The sequence below is a fragment of the Arthrobacter sulfonylureivorans genome, assembly GCF_047607445.1.
Classification (GTDB): Bacteria; Actinomycetota; Actinomycetes; order Actinomycetales; family Micrococcaceae; genus Crystallibacter; species Crystallibacter sulfonylureivorans_A.
In genome coordinates this window covers 153,513-169,788 of sequence record NZ_JBLKRT010000002.1, presented here as the reverse complement: position 1 = coordinate 169,788, position 16,276 = coordinate 153,513, and the positions used below count along the sequence as shown (strand labels likewise).

Below are 16,276 nucleotides of genomic sequence, written 5' to 3'. Positions count from 1 at the left end.
CGGTGAAAGCCAAGGACCTGAGTGCGGCCTCGCTGACGTACGACGACGTGGGGCTGAGCCGGGAGCGCAGCACCCCACCGGGGTTTCGGACCACCGAAGTGCGCACCGCGGTGGGCGTCGGGGAGGACGCATTCCACCGGCTGGCCCAGGGACTGATGGGCTGGGAGCTGCACCGGTTGGCTGGCTTGCGGGTCGATGCTGCCACGCCTGCGGTCGCCGAAGGAGTGGACGTTGTGCCCGGATTCGGGATCGGGCCGCTGCGGCTGTCCGCACCCTGCCGGGTGGTCTGGACCGAGCGGACCCCCGCCCGGACAGGTTTCGGCTATGGCACGCTGCCCGGTCATCCGGAGTCAGGAGAAGAGGGCTTCGTGGCGTCGCTGCAGGAGAACGGGCTGGTGGTCTTCGACCTGTTTGCCTTCAGCCGGCACTCCACCTGGTTTTACCGGGCAGGCGGCCCAGTGGCAGGAGCGGCCCAGCGGCTGGTGACCCGGCGCTACGTTGCCGCTGCCAAAGCGCTGGCCGGCGGTCTGGCCGGCTGCACTTAACACCGGGAACGACTGTACCGATATGGCCCGTTCCTCGCCGCCGAGTGGGCCCGATCGGTACAGTCGTTGTCGTGGAAGGTGCCACTGGCAGGGGCGACGTCCCGCCGCGCTCACCCCGCCGACGCATGACAGGATTGACGGACACCCAAGAGAAAGGCTGAATCCGCGTGATTTTCATTGTGGTCAAGTTCAAGGTCAAGGACGAGCACGCCGAAAGCTTCCCCGAACTGGTGCGGGAGTTCACCGAAGCAACCCGCGCCGAGCCGGGCAACTTGTGGTTCGACTGGTCGCGCAGCGTGGAGGACCCGAACGAGTACGTCTTGGTGGAAGCCTTCAAGGATGACGCCGCCGAAGCACACGTGAAGAGCGATCACTTCAAGAAGGCCATGCAGGAGCAGCCGCAGTACCTGCAGGAGACTCCGCGCATCATCAGCCGCCAGCTTGACGGCGAAGGCTGGGATCAGATGGGCGAAATGACCGTCGCCTAGCAGTTTTTCAGTGGATGGGGGCAGGCGATACCTGCCCCCATCCTTGTCTAGGCAGGCGGTCCTGCGTTGCGGGCCGCGGTAGGGTATGGCCCATGAACGACGGCGAGGTCCTGGCCGGCGGTGTGGCCAACGCCGGAGCGATCATCAAAATTGGTGATGAGGTTCGCCGTCCTGCCTCGGCCCAGACGGAACTGGTTTTCAGCCTGCTCGAACATGCCAGGTCCAACGGCTTCGCTGGGGTGCCTGAGCCTCTGGGGATTGATGAGCAGGGCAGGGAGCGGCTGCGCTACATTCCCGGAGACGTGGCCATTCCGCCGTTTCCGAAGTGGTCGCTTTCGCCCGGGCTGCTGGCGTCGGTTTCCCGTCTGCTGCGGGATTTCCACGACGCCGTGGCTGACTTCGTCCCGCCTGCCAACGCCTTCTGGAACACCGAGTTGGCACACCCCGACGGCGGGAACATCGTCGGTCACAACGATGTGTGCGTGGAGAACGTCGTGGTGCGCGACGGGCAGGCAGTGGCGCTGATCGACTTCGAGTTTGCTGCCCCGACCGATCCGCTGCACGACCTCGCGGTGTTGGCACGGCATTGGGTCCCTGTTGATACCCAGCAGGATGCGGAGCGCTGGGGACGTTCAGGTTTTGACGTTGGTTCCCGGTTGCGGATCGTCGCCGACGCTTACGGTATTCCCCTCGGTCCGCAGCGGGACGAGTTCCTGGATCGCATCGTGAGGGGCATTCACCGTTCCGGGCCCTTTGTTCTTGCCCGGATCGCGCGCGGAGAGCAAGCTTTTATCGACATGTGGGAACGCAGCGGGGGCCAGGAACGGATCACGCGTCGCATTGCCTGGATCGACTCGATCCGATCCGAACTGTCCGCAGCCCTCAACAAAAACTAGTCGGGAAATCCCACCGGTCTCGCGCTGATCCGGGCCGCATTGGGCTGCCAGACCGGCAGTTCTTCGCCACAATGGGGCGCATGGAACAGTTCACGCCCCGCACCGCCATCGTCACCGGTTCCGATTCGGGCATCGGCCGGGCCACCGCCGTCGCACTTGCCCAGGCAGGAATGGATGTGGGCATCACCTGGCACTCTGACCGGGACGGAGCGGAGGCCACAGCGGAGGAGGTCCGCGCGCTCGGACGCAGCGCCGTCGTCGTTCATTTGGACACCACTGACCTGCCCGACTGCGGGGACGTGGTCGATGCGCTGGCGGAGCAGCTCGGCGGGCTGGACGTGTTCGTCAACAACTCCGGGACCGGTGCCATGGAGCCGTTCCTGGACCTTGACTATGAGACGTGGCGGAAGGTGGTTGCCACCGATCTGGACGGCGCGTTTGTCTGCATGCAGCGGGCGGCCCGGAAAATGGCGGCCGCCGGCAACGGCGGACGGATCATCGCGGTGACCAGCGTGCACGAACACCAGCCGATGGTCGGTGCCGCGCCGTACGACGCCGCCAAGCACGGACTAGGCGGACTGGTGAAGAACATGGCGCTGGAGCTCGGCCGGCACGGCATCACGGTCAATGCCGTCGCGCCGGGTGAGATTGCCACCGCCATGACCGGCAACGAAGACGAGGACCCGCAGGGCATCGACCGGCCCGGCATCCCGCTGTCCCGGCCCGGCGACGCCCGTGAAGTGGCCGCGGTGATCGCGTTCCTGGCCTCCGCAGATGCCGGTTATGTGACCGGGGCGTCCTGGGCCGTGGACGGCGGGATGTTGCAGATGGGGCCGCAGGCGGGAGCTGCCGTCACCGGGCATGATTGGCGCGAGGCGTAGCGGAGCAACGAGACCCGCCGAGCAAGGGGGACGGCATGCCTTGGATGCCGGAAGGTGCCGGGTCTACGTGCGGCCGCAAGCGGCCTTAATCGACCACCGGGCTTTGGGCAGCCACTGCCGTCGTTCGTTAGCCGGCGGCGGTCCGCTCCGTGGAGCCGCGAACGATCAGCGAGCTTTCCAAGGTGAGTTGGGGCTGCTCGAGGTCGCGGCCTTCGATCAGGCCGCGCAGCTGTTCTCCGGCCTTGAGGCCCAGGCGGGTGGCGGGAAGGTGGACGCTGGTGAGGCCGGGGTTGCTGGACGCGGAGTAGGGCAGGTCGTCGAAGCCGGCGACGGCGAGCTCGGCCGGGATCCGCAGGCCGGCCACGCGGGCTTCCTGCAGCACTCCGTACGCATGCGTGTCGGTGGCGCAGACGACGGCGCTGACACCTGCCTGCCGCCACTGCGGCCAGGCCGCGGCAAACGCCTCCGCCGCTGTGCCGACGTCGATGGTGGTGCTGATCCGGTGCTCCGGTTCGACGGACATCCCGAGCGCCTCCGCCGCCTCCAGGAACACCGTGCGGCGGAGGGTGAAGGTGGCCGTTCCGGTCACGCTGTCCAGATAGGCCACACGCCGGTGGCCGGCACCCGCCAGATGCGCCGCGAGTTCGCGGGCGCCGCTGGCGACGTCGAGGTTCACCGACGGCGCATAAGCCTCCACCCCGGGCGCGTCGAGCAGCACCATGGGGACGGTGGTGGAGAGGTTCTCGAGGAAGGCGGCATCGGGGGCATCGACCAGCAGACCTGCAGGGCGCAGGGCCGACAGCCGCCGGATGTCGTCGGCGCGGGGAAATTCGCCGGCCTCGGTGACCGACAGCAGCAGCTGGAAATCCGAGCCGAGAGACTCGCGCACGCCCTCGATCACCTTGGCGAAGAACGGGTTGGAGATGTCCGGTGCGACCAGGATCACGATCGAGCTGACACCCTTGGCCAGCGAACTGCCGACGCTGTCCACCACATAGCCGAGTTCGGCGATGGCCTGTCGGACGCGGGAGATGTTGTCTTCCGAGACCCGGCCATGCGTCTTGCCGTTGGCGACCAGGGAGACGGTTGCAGTGGAGACGCCGGCCCGCGCGGCGACCATCGCGGCGGTCACCCGCCGTCCGGGACGCTGCTGTAGCTCAAGATCTGATGCCGATGCCATAGCCCCATGTTAGACATCTCACCGTGGCGCAAGGCATCAAACGCTTGACGTAATGCACGTCAAGCGTTTGACGTGACCGATTGGAGGGTGTCACACTTCCCTGTGATTGAATTGCCGCCGCGGCGGCCCCCAATGACGTGGAGAGAAAATATGGACGCCACCTCCGTGACCCCTGGACCGAAGAAAATCATCCTCGACTGCGATCCGGGGCACGACGACGCCGTGGCGCTGCTGCTGGCCCACGGCAACCCGGACATCGAGCTGCTCGCCGTAACCACCGTTGTTGGCAACCAGACTCTGGCCAAGGTCACCAAGAACGCTCTGGCCGTGGGGACCATCGCCGGCATCACCGGTGTCCCGTTCGCCGCCGGCTGCGACCGCCCGCTGGTGCGCACCATCGAAACCGCGCCGGACATCCACGGCGAATCTGGCATGGACGGCCCCGCGCAGCCGGAGTCCACCATTGAACTGGATCCGCGCCACGCCGTTGATCTCATCATCGACACGATCATGGCGCATGAACCCGGCACCGTGACCCTGGTCCCGACCGGCGGCCTGACGAACATCGCGATGGCAGCCCGCAAGGAGCCGCGCATTGTGGAACGGGTCAAGGAAGTCGTGCTGATGGGCGGCGGCTACCATGTGGGCAACTGGTCCGCCGTGGCCGAATTCAACATCATGATCGACCCTGAGGCCGCCCACATCGTCTTCAACGAAAAATGGCCCTTGCTCATGGTGGGATTGGACCTCACACACCAGGCGCTGGCCACCCCCGACGTCGTGGAGCAGATCGAAGCCGTCGGCACTGGTCCGGCCCGTTTTGTCCGCGAACTGATGGACTTTTTTGCCCAAACCTACAAGGACGCCCAAGGCTTCGACTACCCGCCGGTCCACGACCCGTGCGCCGTCGCCTACGTCATCGACCCCACCGTCATGACCACCCGCAAGGTCCCGGTCGACATCGAACTGCAGGGCAAGCTGACCCTTGGCATGACCGTGGCCGACTTCCGCGCTCCCGCACCGGCCGACTGCCACACCTCCGTGGCCGTTGACCTTGACCGCACCAAGTTCTGGAACCTGGTGACCGATGCCCTGGTCCGGATCGGCGAGGTAGACCTCGGAACCGCCGCCCCCACGACGACGGCGGCGCCCGACCCCGCAGCCACCGCCGACACGCTGACGACGACGACGGCGGTGCCCGCCTCCGCGGCCCCCGACGCCAACGGCGTGGCGGAGAACGGCGCGGCAGCGAAATGAGCACCGTTCTTCAGGAAGCCAAGGTAACCCGCGGCGGCAGTGCCGCCCTGATGGTCGCCCTGCTGACGGCTTGCGTGGCCTTCCAGCTCAATGCATCCATGCTCAGCCCCGCCCTGGTCACCATGGGGGAGGAGTTGCAGACCGACCAGGCCGCGATCGGCCTGTCCCAGACCTGGTTCTTCACCACCGCCGCGCTGTTCTCCCTGTTCCTGCCCCGGCTAAGCGACATTGTCGGCCGTAAGCGGATCCTCGTCGGGATGATGCTGCTGACGGCCGTCGGCTCCGTGATCGCCGCGCTGGCCCCGGACGTTACCTGGCTCTTCGTGGGCCGGATCATCCAGGGCGTTAGCGGTCCCACCGTGCCGCTGTGCCTGATCATGCTGCGCACCGCCGTGCCCAACCTGCGCACCTACGGCACGCTGATGGGCGTCATCCTTGCGGTCAACGGCGGCGTGGCCGGCGTCGATTCCTTCCTCGGCGGCTACATGGCCGAGCACTACGGCTTCCGCAGCATCTTCTGGATCATGGTGGTCCTCGGTGTGATCGCCGCGGTTCTCGTCGCAGTCCTGACAGCCGAGAGCAAGCCGCAGGCCGGGACGCGGATGGACTGGACAGGCGTCGTCTTCATTGTTGTCGCGGTCGGTGCCCTGCTCACCGCACTGAACGAAGCGGCCAAGCTGGTCGGCGGGTTCTCCGGGGAGACCCTGCTCCTCTCGCTGGTGCTGATCGCCGTGGCCGCCGCCGCGTTCGCCGGCTTCTGGGCCACCGAGAAACGCGCGAAGCAGCCGATGGTCGAGATTGTCCATCTGCGCCAGCGCTCGACGTGGGCGCCGTTGCTGACTACGGTCCTGACCATGACCGGAATCTTCGCCGTCATCAACGGGATCGTTCCCGCCTACGTACAGGCCGCCGCACCCGGCTTCGGCATCGGCCCCACCGAAACGGCCCTGCTCATCCTGACTCCCCACGCGCTGCTGGGCTGGGTCTTCGGCCCGATCAGCGGACGGCTCGCCCCGGTCCTCGGCTACACCAATGTGCTGCGCATCGGCATGATCGGCAGCGTCGTCTCTTTGGTGGTCATTGCGCTGTTCGGCCTGAACAGCCTGCCGCTGATGGTCGCCGGCACTGCACTGCTCGGCATCATGTACGCCGGAACCGCAAACATCATGCTCAACGGGCTCGGCGTGGTGCTCTCGCCCCCGGGCAACCCCGGCTTCCTGCCCGGCATGAATGCCGGAGCCTTCAACCTCGGCGCCGGACTGAGCTTCCTGGTGCTGCCGGCGGTACTCGTGGGCACCTCGGCGCTGGGCGACCACGCCTCTTACCTCACGGTGGTCGTGGTCGGTCTGGTCATCACGGTCGCAGCCTTTGCCGCTTCGCTGCTGATCCCCAAGCCAGTCGACGCCGAGGTGGAAAAGTGAGTCCGCAGGCCGGACGCATCGTCGTCGTTGGTTCGCTGAACGCGGACCTGACCATCTACACCGAGCGGCTACCCAACCCTGGCGAAACCCTTCACGGCGAAGGCTTCGCCGTGAATCCGGGCGGCAAGAGCGCCAACCAGGCCGTGGCCGCTGGCCGACTGGGCGGCAACGTCGCCCTGATCGGCGCCGTGGGCGAGGACTCCAACGGGGACATGCTGCTGGCCTCCGTCGCAGGGGCCGGCGTGGACGTTTCCCGCGTGCGCCGCGCCGCCGGGGTCGAGACCGGCGTCGCCGTCATTACCGTTGACGCCGCGGGGGAGAACAGCATCGTCATTTCCCCTGGCGCTAACGGCACGGTAGGTCCGGAAGACGTCGTCGCAGCCAGCGAGGTTTTCGCTGACGCCGCCGTGGTTTGCCTCTGCCTCGAGGTCGGCTTGGACGCCGTGGAGGCGGCGGCAAGGTCAGGGCACGACGCCGGAGCAACAGTGTTGCTCAACCTCTCGCCCTACGCGCCGGTGCTGCACAGCCTGGCCGAACTCAGCGATGTCCTGCTGGTCAATGCGCACGAGGCTTCGCAGTTCCTCGGAGCCGAGATGCCCGGTGCCGATGCCGCCGTTGCCGACTGGGAGCAGGTGCGCTTGAAGTTTGCGGGGCAGGGACTGGACCGCGCTGTGGTTACTCTGGGCGCCAACGGCTCCATCGTGCTGGATTCGCAGGCCAAGGACGGGCAGCGGATCACCCGGATCGCCCCCACCAAGGTTGACGCCGTGGACACCACCGGCGCCGGCGACGCTTTCACCGGGGCGCTCGCGGCACAGCTTGCCGCGGGGGAGAGCTTGGTCGAGGCGGCGGCGTTCGCTTCGACCGCTGCTGCGTTAGCTGCCACGAAGAAGGGAACCCAGGCCGCGTATCCGCGACGGGCAGACGTGGAGCGCCTGCGGCCTGACGCCTGACGTCCAGGGGCCGAACGCGACGTACTCAACGGACGGCGCGGTGCACCGCGAGGTGCGCCGCGCCGTCGTCGTTGGTGGCCGCCTACGTGCAGGTGCGGGAAGTCCGGACAGAGCGTTGCCTTAGGGCGTCCCCGTTGAGACGAAGTGACCGGCCACGATTGGCGCGGGGTTTAGCTGCGGCCGATGCCCGCCGGAGCTGCCCGCGGCCTGGGTCTCCACGCGGCCGCGGGCGGCCTTGGTCGACCACCGGTGACGCGGGCGGGGGTCTCCACGCGGCCGCGGGCGGCCTTGGTCGACCACCGGTGAGGCGGGCGGCCTTGGTCAACCACCGGTGAGGCGGGCTGCCTTGGTTGACTGCCGTTAGGCCAGGAACTTGTCCGCGGTCAGCGGCAGGTCCCGGACGCGGATGCCGGTGGCGTTGTAGGCCGCGTTGGCCACTGCCGCAGCCGCTCCGACGATGCCGATCTCGCCGATCCCGCGAGCCCCGAGCGGGCCGGCGTGCTCGTCGACTTCCTCCAGCCAGAAGGCTTCCAGTTGACGGATGTCCGCGTTGGCCGGCACGTGGTACTCGGCCAAGTCGTGATTCACGATCATTCCGAACCGCTCGTCCATCACGCTCTGCTCGTGCAGCGCCATGCCGATGCCCATGGTCATGCCGCCCAGGAACTGGGATCGGGCGGTGCGCGGATTGATGATCCGGCCGGCGGAATAGACCCCCAGCATCCGCGACACCCGGATCTCGCCGGTGTCCGCATGCACCTGGACCTCGGCGAACTGGGCGCCGAAGGAATGCAGCGCGTAGTTCTTGCTGGCCGGGTTCTTTTCGCCGTCGCCCTCCGACATGTCCTCGGCGGCGGGAAAACCGCCGTGCTCCTTGCGGAACATCTGGGCCGCGCCGATGATCGCCGAGCCCCAGCTGGCCGTTCCGGTGGAGCCGCCGGCAACGGTTGCCACCGGCAGGTCCGTGTCGCCGATCTGCAGCCGGACCTGTTCCGGACCGCACTCGAGTGCCTCGGCGGCAATCTGGGTCAGGGCCGTCCAGGCACCCGTGCCCAGGTCCACGGCGCCGATCTGCACCTCGTAGAACCCGTCGGCCGTGAAGCGGATCCGGGCGGTGTTCGCCGGCTGCCGTCGCGCCGGATAGGTGGACGCCGCCACTCCGATCCCGGTCCGCCAGCCGTCCACCAGCCTCGTTCCCGGTTGCGGGTTGCGCCGTTCCCAGCCGAACCGGCGGGCACCCTCACGCAGGCAGGCCAACAAGTGCCTGCTGGCAAACGGCTTGCCGGTCTCCGGATCGACGGCGGGTTCGTTCCGCACACGCAGCTCAATCGGGTCGACCCCACACGCCTCCGCCAACTCGTCCATCGCCACCTCCAGGCCGAACGAGCCCGGGCACTCACCCGGCGCGCGCATCCAGGACGGGATCGGAACATCCAGCGACGCCAGCCGGTGGGTGGTGCGCCGGTGATCGGCCGCGTACATCATCCGCGATATGGTCGCGGTTTGCTCGGCGAACTCCTTGATCGCCGACGTCTGCTCCACCACGTCGTGCGTCAGCACGGAGATCCGTCCGTCCGGGCTGGCGCCCAACTGCAGCCGCTGTATGGTCGGCGTGCGGTAGCCCGCCAGGAAGAACATCTGCTGCCGGGTCAGCGCGTACTTTACCGGACGGCCCCCGGTGACTTTCGCGGCCAGCGCGGTCAGCACCACGTGCGCATGCGGCAGTCCCTTAGAGCCGAAGCCGCCGCCCACGTGCGGCGCCACCACGCGGATCTGCTCCACCTCCACATCGAAGAGCGGTGCCAGCGTCTTGCGTGCGTTGTGCACCGCCTGGGTGGAGTCGAACACCAGTAGCCGGTCGCCGTCCCACTGCGCCACCGTGGTGTGCGGTTCCATCGGATTGTTGTGCTCCGTTGGGGTTGTATAGGTGCGGTCAACCACGACGGCGGCGCTCGCCAGGGCGGCGTCCGGATCCCCGGTGCGGGTGTCGGTGTCGAATCCGGCGTTGACCGTCTCCGGCTTGTAAAGGTCCTCGTGGTCAGCCCGCAGCGCCGCGTGGTGCGGCTCCCGCTGGTACTGCACGTGCACGTGGGCTGCCGCCTCGCGCGCGGTCTCGGGCGAATCGGCCACCACAGCGGCGACGAACTGTCCGCGGAAGCCCACTGCGTCGGACTGAAGCACGGCCAGTTCCTTGTCCTCGGTGTTGGCCAGCCGCGGAGCGTTCAGGTGAGTGAGGACCGCGACCACGCCGTCCATCGTTTCGGCCGCGGCGGTGTCGATGGCGGTGATCCGGCCGCGAGCAATGGTGGATTGGACGGCGTGCAGGTAGGTCGGGTGCTCCGCCGCGTGCTCGTAGGCGTAGGGGGCCAGGCCGAGAACCTTGGCCCGCCCGTCGACCCGTTCCAGGTCCAGTCCGGTGGCCGCCGGCTGTTGCGCGCTCATGGTCGGTCCTCTCCGGAAGCCGGAGTCCCCGTCCGGCCGTCGCGCTGCTCGCTGTTCCCATCTCTGGCTTGTCCGCCGCCCTGGTCCAAACCGCCCTCCAGGCCACACAGGTCCCGCAGCACGGACACCACCGTGTTGCGGACCATCGGCACCTTGAACGCATTGTCTGGCAGCGGGACCGCGTGCTGCAGTTCGGCGTCGATGGCCCGGCGGAACTTCCCTTCGGTGGCAGGCTGCCCTCGCAATGCCTCCTCGGCGAACGTGGCGCGCCAAGGCTTGTGCGCGACGCCACCCAAAGCGAGCCGCACCTCGGCGATTCTCGGTGGTGAAGCCGGGGCGCCGCCGTCGTCCGCGTCGCTGGGTTCTTCCAGCCGCACCACGGCGGCCACCGACACCAGGGCGAAGGCGTAGGACGCGCGGTCGCGCACCTTGCGATAGGCCGAGCGGGTTCCCTCCGGCAGTGGCGGCAGCACCACCGCAGTGATCAGCTCACCGTGGTCCAGCACAGTGTCGCGCTGCGGCTGATCTCCGGGCAGCCGGTGGAACGAGTGCAGGCCCACGCTGCGCTCGCCGGAAGGCCCGAGGATCTCCACCCGGGCATTCAGCGCCGCCATCGCCACCGCCATGTCCGAGGGGTGCACGGCCACGCAGTCCATCGAGGCCCCGAGGATCGCGTGGTAGCGGGTGTAGCCCTCCAGCGCCGAACAGCCGGAGCCGGGGCTGCGTTTGTTGCACGGAGTGGTGACGTCCTGGAAGTAGACGCACCGGGTGCGCTGGAGGAGGTTGCCGCCGGTGGTGGCCGCGTTGCGCAGCTGGCCGGAGGCGCCGGAGAGCAGGGCCTGGGAGAGCACCGGGTAGCGCTGCCGGACCAGCGGGTGGGCGGCGAGGTCGCTGTTCGGGACGGTCGCGCCCAGCCGGAGGCCGCCGTCGTCGGTCGTGTCGATGGTGTTGAGCGGCAGTTGCGAGATGTCCACCAGCTGCGCGGGCGCGGCGACGCCCAACTTCATGTGGTCCACCAGGTTGGTGCCGCCTGCCAGGAAGGCGGCGGCCGGGTTGCCGGCGACGGCGGCGACTGCCTCGGGCGGACTGGCGGCGCTGGCGTAGTCGAAGGGCTTCATCCGCGCTGCCCCGTTCCGCCGCCGGGAGTGTTCATTCCGGATTGGTTGCTGCTGCCAGCGGTCTGGCCGGTTGACGGCTCCGGCTGGTCCATCCCGTTGCCGGGCTGCGGTATGGCCGATTCGGTGGCCGGTCGGCCGGGCGTGCCGCCGACTTGTTCGCCTGCGAGGGACTGGCGGATGGCGGCGACAATGTTCACGTAGGCCCCGCAGCGGCACAGGTTCCCGCTCATCCGCTCGCGGATCTCGTCGTCGGGCAGTTCCGGTGCCTGGGTGGGTGGGGAGCCGTCCATCTGCGCGTCTGCGCTGGCCTCCGGCGTCCCCGGTTGCGTGCTTCTATCGGAGCGGCTGGCGGTGACGTAGCTGGGATGGCCGCGGGCGGCTTCGTCCAGCATTCCGACGGCGGAGCAGATCTGTCCCGGGGTGCAGTAGCCGCATTGAAAGCCGTCCTGGTCCAGAAACGCCTGCTGGACCGGATGCAGTTCGCCGTCCGAGGCCAGCCCGGCCGCGGTAACGACGCTAGCCCCGTCCTGGGCCACTGCGAAGACCAGGCAGGAGTTGATCCGCCGGCCGTTGAGCAACACCGTGCAGGCACCGCACTGGCCGTGATCGCAGCCCTTCTTCGGCGAGTAGTTGCCCAGCCGGTCCCGCAGGGCATCGAGCAACGTGGTGCGCGTGTCCAGCATGAGCGTGGTGGCGCGGCCGTCCACCTGCAGTGAGATTTCGGCGTCCATAGGCTACCTCCGGCGTCCGAGTCCTCCATCTGGAAGATTGCGGCCGGCGATTCCAACGCCAAGGTGTAGACGCCGTGTGGTGGCGCCGGCCGCTGCTCTAGCTGGAAACCTAGTCGACTCCACCATGGGCGACAACCCCTCTCCTGCTTGAGGCTGCCCACGATGCCAATTGCGCCGAGGCCCATGTGGTCATGCGGCTACAGTTCGCCCATTCCCTCGCGGGAGGTCCAGCGCCCGGCATCGGGCTGCTGCCCTTCCGCGCCGAATTCAGATCGGCAGAACGCAATGAGAGTACGGACTTTCGCCGTTGGGGTCGTGCCTTCCGGGTAGGCCACGACGACGGCGTTCTCAGGGATATCGTCAGCGATCCGCCGGTAAACCAGCGGTAGGCCATCATACGTATAGTCACCGTACGGACGGCCCATGATGATTGTGTAACCCAACCCCCTGGCGACCATTGAACGAATCGTCTCCACATTCGTGCTCCGCCATCTCACGTTGGGACGCAGACCGGCCCGCCGCAGGATGTCCTCCACATGCCCCATCGAAGGCTGCACGCCCAGCAGGATCGCCTCCTCGTTTTCAAGTTCGCGGAGCCAGATTTCCTCGCGCGCGGCCAAGCGGTGCCCGGGGGCGAGCGCCAACTGTAGCCGCACCGGCACGATTTCCGTCCCGGTGACACCGCCGGCCATGTGGTTGGCGTACAGCAAAGCTACGTCGAGTTCTCCAGCCTTCAGCCGTGCCTGCAATTCGGCCGATGCTCCTTCGATTAGCTGAACGTCGATCCCGGGATGCTCGGCCGCGAAGTGCGCAGCGATGCGGGGAAATAGCCAAGGGGACAAGGTGCTGAAGCAGCCGATCCGAAGAGGACCGGCGAGTTCGCCCCGAACCACCGCCGCCACAGAAGTGATGCCTTCTGCACCTTCGAGTACTTTACGAGCCTGGTCATAGACCCACTTCCCGGCAGGAGTCACCGCCGCGCCCTTCCCCCGCCGGCGGAGGATCAGCTGAACCTTGAGGGTGGCTTCCAATTGACTCATGGCCACCGAGACGCCGCCCGGTGAGACCCTGAGCCTGCTGGCCGCTTCTGTTACGGATCCCTCCTCCACCACGGCAACGAAGAATTGCAGTTGTCTTAGACTGAAGTCGCTCACTTTAGGAAGTGTAAACAATCAATCCAAATACTTGTGATTGTCGAATGTGTGGAAGCGAACCATAGTTGTTGAGGCTCCATGTGAAATACATCTCCCCTGCAAGGAAGGCTCGACGATGAGTGTCTCGCAACATCAAAGGACCGAAGCTCTGCCAAAGGAGCAGAGCCTGAACAGCCCGCAGATGCGGCGCATTTTGGCGTCGAGTTTTCTCGGCAGTGCGATCGAATTCTACGACTTCATGCTCTACGCAACGGCGGCCGCCGTCGTATTTTCTCAGGTGTTCTTCGCTGACCTGTCGCCGGCTTTGGCCACCTTTGCCTCCTTCGGAACCCTGGCTGCGGGCTACGTGGCGCGGCCCCTTGGTGGCATCGTCTTCGGCCATTTCGGCGATCGGCTCGGACGCAAGGGCGTGCTGGTAGTTTCCATGCTCATGATGGGTATCGCCACCACCATCATCGGGTTGCTCCCCACCGCCGCCCAGATCGGCACATTGGCGCCGATCCTGTTGGTCACCCTGCGGATCGTCCAAGGCCTGGCAGTCGGCGGCGAATGGGGAGGGGCGATGCTGATCGCTCTGGAACATGCCCCCGGGGGCAAGCGCGGATTCGCCGCTGCCTTCGCCAACCTGGGCGCTCCGGCGGGGTCCTTGCTCGCGGCCGGCGCGCTGTCCTTGGCAACACTGTTGCCTGAAGAGCAGTTCTTCGCCTGGGGCTGGCGGATCCCTTTCTTGCTGAGCATTTTCCTCGTCACCATTGGCCTCTTCGTGCGGCTCAAGGTGGTTGAAAGCCCGTTGTTCCAGAAGTTCAACTCGGAGGCTGAGAAGCGCCGCATTCCGATTTTCGAAGTCTTCGCCCGGCACCCCAAGAACCTGCTTCTGGGCACCCTGGCAGCAATGAGCCAGTTGACGATTTCGGGTATAGCGAGCGTGTGGGCGGTCAGCTATGCGGTCTCACAAGGCGCGGAACGGACCGGAGTACTGAATGCCAAGGCACTAGCTGCGATCGCGCTGTTCCTGATGACGCTGCTCAGTGCGCGGTTGTGTGACAAATTCGGCCGGCGGCCCGTGATCATCGCAGGCATCTCGGCAGCCATCCTCTTCGCCTATCCGTTGCTCCTGTTGGTGGAAAGCGGAACGGTCGTCGGGTTCACGGTAGCCGTCATGGTGGGACAGGGCATCCAGGGAATCATCCTCGGTCCTCTGGCCTCATTCCTAGCTGAGCTGTTCCCCACTGCCGTGCGCTTTACCGGATCCTCCGTCTGCTTCCAAGGCGCTTCAGCACTGGGAGCTGGATTCACGCCCGTTATTGCGTCAGCGGTCGTGGCCGGCGGCGGAGGCATCATGCTCCTCGGCGGCGTATGGATCGGGGTCCTGGCCCTGTGCCTGCTGGCGGTGGTTGTCGCTACCGAGGGGCGACGCCGCAATTTGGCAGACATCCGCTAGCCCTTCTCCGCATTGCCGTAACACACTGAAGAAGTTTGGAAGAGACTTGAGCAAAATCATCGAGACAGACGTCATCATCATCGGCGCAGGGCCGGTGGGCCTGTTAGCCGCAGCAGACTTGAGCGCCCGCGGGATCAAGTCGGTGGTCATCGAACAGCGCAGCTTTCTGGAGGCGCCGAACGTGAAGTGCAACCATGTCTCGGCACGCACGATGGAGCGGTTCCGCCGGCTCGGTTTCGTAGCCAAGGTCCGTAATGCTGGGCTACCCGAGGACCATCCCCACGATATTGCCTTCCGCACCACCATGACGGGCAAGGAAATCGCCCGCATTCCCATCCCGTCCCGGGGCGAGCGCTACACCTCGACCCTGGGGCCGGATACGTCGTGGGCAACACCTGAACCCCCGCACCGCATTAACCAAAAGTATCTGGAGCCCATCCTGATGGGCCACGTTGCCGAGTTGCCGGGCGTGATGCTCTTGAATGACACCACCTACCAGCGGTATGTCCAAGGTCCCGACGGCGTTGAGGCCGCGATCGTGGACAACGACGGCGGGCGGGAGCGTACGGTGCGCGGCCGGTTCCTGATCGGAGCGGACGGCGGCCGTTCAGCGGTGCGCAAACAGATGGGCGCGAAATTGTCCGGGGATCCGGTGCTGCAACATGTCCAGTCCACCTGTATCCGGGCCAGCGAACTCGGCGCTGCGATGGAAGCAGGAAGGGCGTGGGGCTATTACACGTTCAACCCGCGTCGCAACGGCCATGTCTACGCCATTGACGGAGAAGAGACCTTCCTGGTCCACAACTACCTCAAGCAGGACGAAGTTGCATCCGGTGGCGTCGACAGGGAATGGGCCATCCGCACCATCCTCGGCGTCGATGAGTCCTTTGAATACGAAGTCGTCTCCAAGGAAGACTGGATTGCGCGCCGTTTGGTCAGCGACAAGTTCCGCGAAGGCAACGTCTTCATCAGCGGCGACGCGTGCCACCTGTGGGTGCCCTATGCCGGATATGGCATGAACGCAGGAATCGCGGATGTGTTGAATCTGACGTGGCTGCTGGGAGCTCACCTGTCCGGATGGGCGGACTACGGAATTCTCGATGCCTATGAGGCCGAACGGCTGCCCATCACGGAGCAGGTATCGAAGTTTGCCATGTCCCACTTGCGCAAAATTTCGCAGGCCGACGTCCCAGCCGAGATTGAGGATGACACTGTCGAAGGGCAGGAAGCACGCGCACGGCTGGGCGAAGCAGCCTATGAACTTAACGTCCAACAGTTTGCCGCTGCAGGCCTGAACTTCGGGTACTCCTATGCTGACTCGCCGATTATCTCGTACGACGGCGAACAGGCACCGGAATACTCGATGGGCGCTTACACGCCATCCACGGTTCCCGGCTGCAGGGCGCCGCACTTCTGGCTATCCGAGGACGTGTCGCTTTACGACGAAATCGGACCTTACTACACACTCATCAGCCTTGGTGAGGCTGACGCCGGCATAGTGGACTTCCTCACCAATGCGGCGGAGCTCACCGTCCCGATCAAACTCCTGGAAGTGGATCCGAGCGTCGTGCCATCCGAATACAACCACCGCTACGTCTTGATCCGCGAAGACCAGCATGTGGTGTGGAGGGGGCATACGGCACCGCAGGACGGCCACGGCCTGACTGAGATGCTGCGCGGACTCACGGTTCGATCGTCATCTGCAGACGCTGACAGCCCCAAGAGTGAGCTTTTGCCGGCCTAAACAGCGCTGCCTTTCCCCGCGGTCG

At 66.3% G+C, this 16,276-nt stretch carries 14 protein-coding genes; 9 read left to right on the top strand and 5 right to left on the bottom strand.

All coding sequences use genetic code 11. From position 1 onward, the window contains the following. Window positions 1-2: 2 nt before the first annotated feature. The 4 genes from ACMX2H_RS01920 (at window position 3) to ACMX2H_RS01905 (ending at window position 2,810) form a co-directional block, all read left to right on the top strand. Window positions 3-545 carry a DUF1990 family protein gene (locus ACMX2H_RS01920; protein ID WP_414958712.1) on the top strand — a complete coding sequence of 181 codons (543 nt, stop codon included), beginning with the start codon at window positions 3-5 and terminating at the stop codon, window positions 543-545. A gap of 167 nt (window positions 546-712) precedes the next feature. Continuing rightward, window positions 713-1,033, top strand: coding sequence for a putative quinol monooxygenase (locus tag ACMX2H_RS01915; RefSeq protein ID WP_414958711.1), 321 nt, complete (start codon window positions 713-715; stop codon window positions 1,031-1,033). Window positions 1,034-1,125: 92 nt separating this feature from the next. Next, window positions 1,126-1,929, top strand: a complete 804-nt coding sequence (locus ACMX2H_RS01910) for a phosphotransferase (RefSeq protein ID WP_414958710.1) — start codon at window positions 1,126-1,128, stop codon at window positions 1,927-1,929. Between the two features lie 80 nt (window positions 1,930-2,009). Then, on the top strand, window positions 2,010-2,810 hold the full coding sequence (locus ACMX2H_RS01905; protein ID WP_414958709.1) for an SDR family oxidoreductase: 801 nt from the start codon (window positions 2,010-2,012) through the stop codon (window positions 2,808-2,810). A gap of 127 nt (window positions 2,811-2,937) precedes the next feature. Here ACMX2H_RS01905 and ACMX2H_RS01900 read toward each other — a convergent pair whose 3' ends face one another. Continuing rightward, window positions 2,938-3,930, bottom strand: a complete 993-nt coding sequence (locus ACMX2H_RS01900) for a LacI family DNA-binding transcriptional regulator (RefSeq protein ID WP_414958746.1) — start codon at window positions 3,928-3,930, stop codon at window positions 2,938-2,940. A 210-nt stretch (window positions 3,931-4,140) separates the two neighbouring features. Between ACMX2H_RS01900 and uriH the strand changes: the two genes are divergently transcribed. Genes uriH through ACMX2H_RS01885 form a run of 3 tightly spaced genes read left to right on the top strand, consistent with a single transcriptional unit; the run spans window position 4,141 to window position 7,621 of the window. Then, window positions 4,141-5,247: a uridine-preferring nucleoside hydrolase UriH gene (gene uriH, locus ACMX2H_RS01895; protein WP_414958708.1), complete on the top strand. Its 1,107-nt coding sequence runs from the start codon at window positions 4,141-4,143 to the stop codon at window positions 5,245-5,247. Next, window positions 5,244-6,668, top strand: coding sequence for a uridine transporter UriT (gene uriT, locus ACMX2H_RS01890; protein WP_414958707.1), 1,425 nt, complete (start codon window positions 5,244-5,246; stop codon window positions 6,666-6,668). The genes uriH and uriT overlap by 4 nt, the downstream gene beginning before the upstream one ends. Next, window positions 6,665-7,621: a ribokinase gene (locus ACMX2H_RS01885; protein WP_414958706.1), complete on the top strand. Its 957-nt coding sequence runs from the start codon at window positions 6,665-6,667 to the stop codon at window positions 7,619-7,621. Before uriT ends, ACMX2H_RS01885 begins: the two co-directional genes overlap by 4 nt. 360 nt (window positions 7,622-7,981) lie before the next feature. On the opposite strand, the gene ACMX2H_RS01880 is transcribed toward ACMX2H_RS01885, so the two are convergent. From ACMX2H_RS01880 to ACMX2H_RS01865, 4 genes are all read right to left on the bottom strand, one after another. Further along, window positions 7,982-10,063: a xanthine dehydrogenase family protein molybdopterin-binding subunit gene (locus tag ACMX2H_RS01880; RefSeq protein WP_414958705.1), complete on the bottom strand. Its 2,082-nt coding sequence runs from the start codon at window positions 10,061-10,063 to the stop codon at window positions 7,982-7,984. Then, a complete protein-coding gene (locus ACMX2H_RS01875) occupies window positions 10,060-11,181 on the bottom strand; it encodes an FAD binding domain-containing protein (RefSeq protein WP_414958704.1) in 1,122 nt (373 codons plus the stop codon). Before ACMX2H_RS01875 ends, ACMX2H_RS01880 begins: the two co-directional genes overlap by 4 nt. After that, window positions 11,178-11,912 (bottom strand): (2Fe-2S)-binding protein, encoded by a 735-nt coding sequence (locus ACMX2H_RS01870; protein WP_414958703.1) that lies wholly within the window; start codon window positions 11,910-11,912, stop codon window positions 11,178-11,180. Before ACMX2H_RS01870 ends, ACMX2H_RS01875 begins: the two co-directional genes overlap by 4 nt. Before the next feature lie 197 nt (window positions 11,913-12,109). Further along, window positions 12,110-13,066 carry a LysR family transcriptional regulator gene (locus tag ACMX2H_RS01865; protein ID WP_414958702.1) on the bottom strand — a complete coding sequence of 319 codons (957 nt, stop codon included), beginning with the start codon at window positions 13,064-13,066 and terminating at the stop codon, window positions 12,110-12,112. Between the two features lie 115 nt (window positions 13,067-13,181). Here ACMX2H_RS01865 and ACMX2H_RS01860 point away from each other — a divergent pair, with 115 nt between their 5' ends. Beyond that, entirely contained in the window at window positions 13,182-14,507 is a 1,326-nt protein-coding gene (locus ACMX2H_RS01860; RefSeq protein WP_414958701.1) for an MFS transporter, read from the top strand. Then, window positions 14,461-16,251, top strand: a complete 1,791-nt coding sequence (locus ACMX2H_RS01855; RefSeq protein WP_414958700.1) for an FAD-dependent oxidoreductase — start codon at window positions 14,461-14,463, stop codon at window positions 16,249-16,251. The genes ACMX2H_RS01860 and ACMX2H_RS01855 overlap by 47 nt, the downstream gene beginning before the upstream one ends. Window positions 16,252-16,276 lie beyond the last annotated feature (25 nt).

Bases quoted from the DNA above. Each gene is read 5' to 3' on its own strand.
- ACMX2H_RS01910 (WP_414958710.1), top strand. From the start codon at position 1,126: ATGAACGACGGCGAGGTCCTGGCCGGCGGTGTGGCCAACGCCGGAGCG.
- ACMX2H_RS01905 (WP_414958709.1), top strand. From the start codon at position 2,010: ATGGAACAGTTCACGCCCCGCACCGCCATCGTCACCGGTTCCGATTCG.
- ACMX2H_RS01900 (WP_414958746.1), bottom strand. From the start codon at position 3,930: ATGGTCGCCGCGCGGGCCGGCGTCTCCACTGCAACCGTCTCCCTGGTC.
- uriH (WP_414958708.1), top strand. From the start codon at position 4,141: ATGGACGCCACCTCCGTGACCCCTGGACCGAAGAAAATCATCCTCGAC.
- uriT (WP_414958707.1), top strand. From the start codon at position 5,244: ATGAGCACCGTTCTTCAGGAAGCCAAGGTAACCCGCGGCGGCAGTGCC.
- ACMX2H_RS01880 (WP_414958705.1), bottom strand. From the start codon at position 10,063: ATGAGCGCGCAACAGCCGGCGGCCACCGGACTGGACCTGGAACGGGTC.
- ACMX2H_RS01875 (WP_414958704.1), bottom strand. From the start codon at position 11,181: ATGAAGCCCTTCGACTACGCCAGCGCCGCCAGTCCGCCCGAGGCAGTC.
- ACMX2H_RS01870 (WP_414958703.1), bottom strand. From the start codon at position 11,912: ATGGACGCCGAAATCTCACTGCAGGTGGACGGCCGCGCCACCACGCTC.
- ACMX2H_RS01860 (WP_414958701.1), top strand. From the start codon at position 13,182: ATGAGTGTCTCGCAACATCAAAGGACCGAAGCTCTGCCAAAGGAGCAG.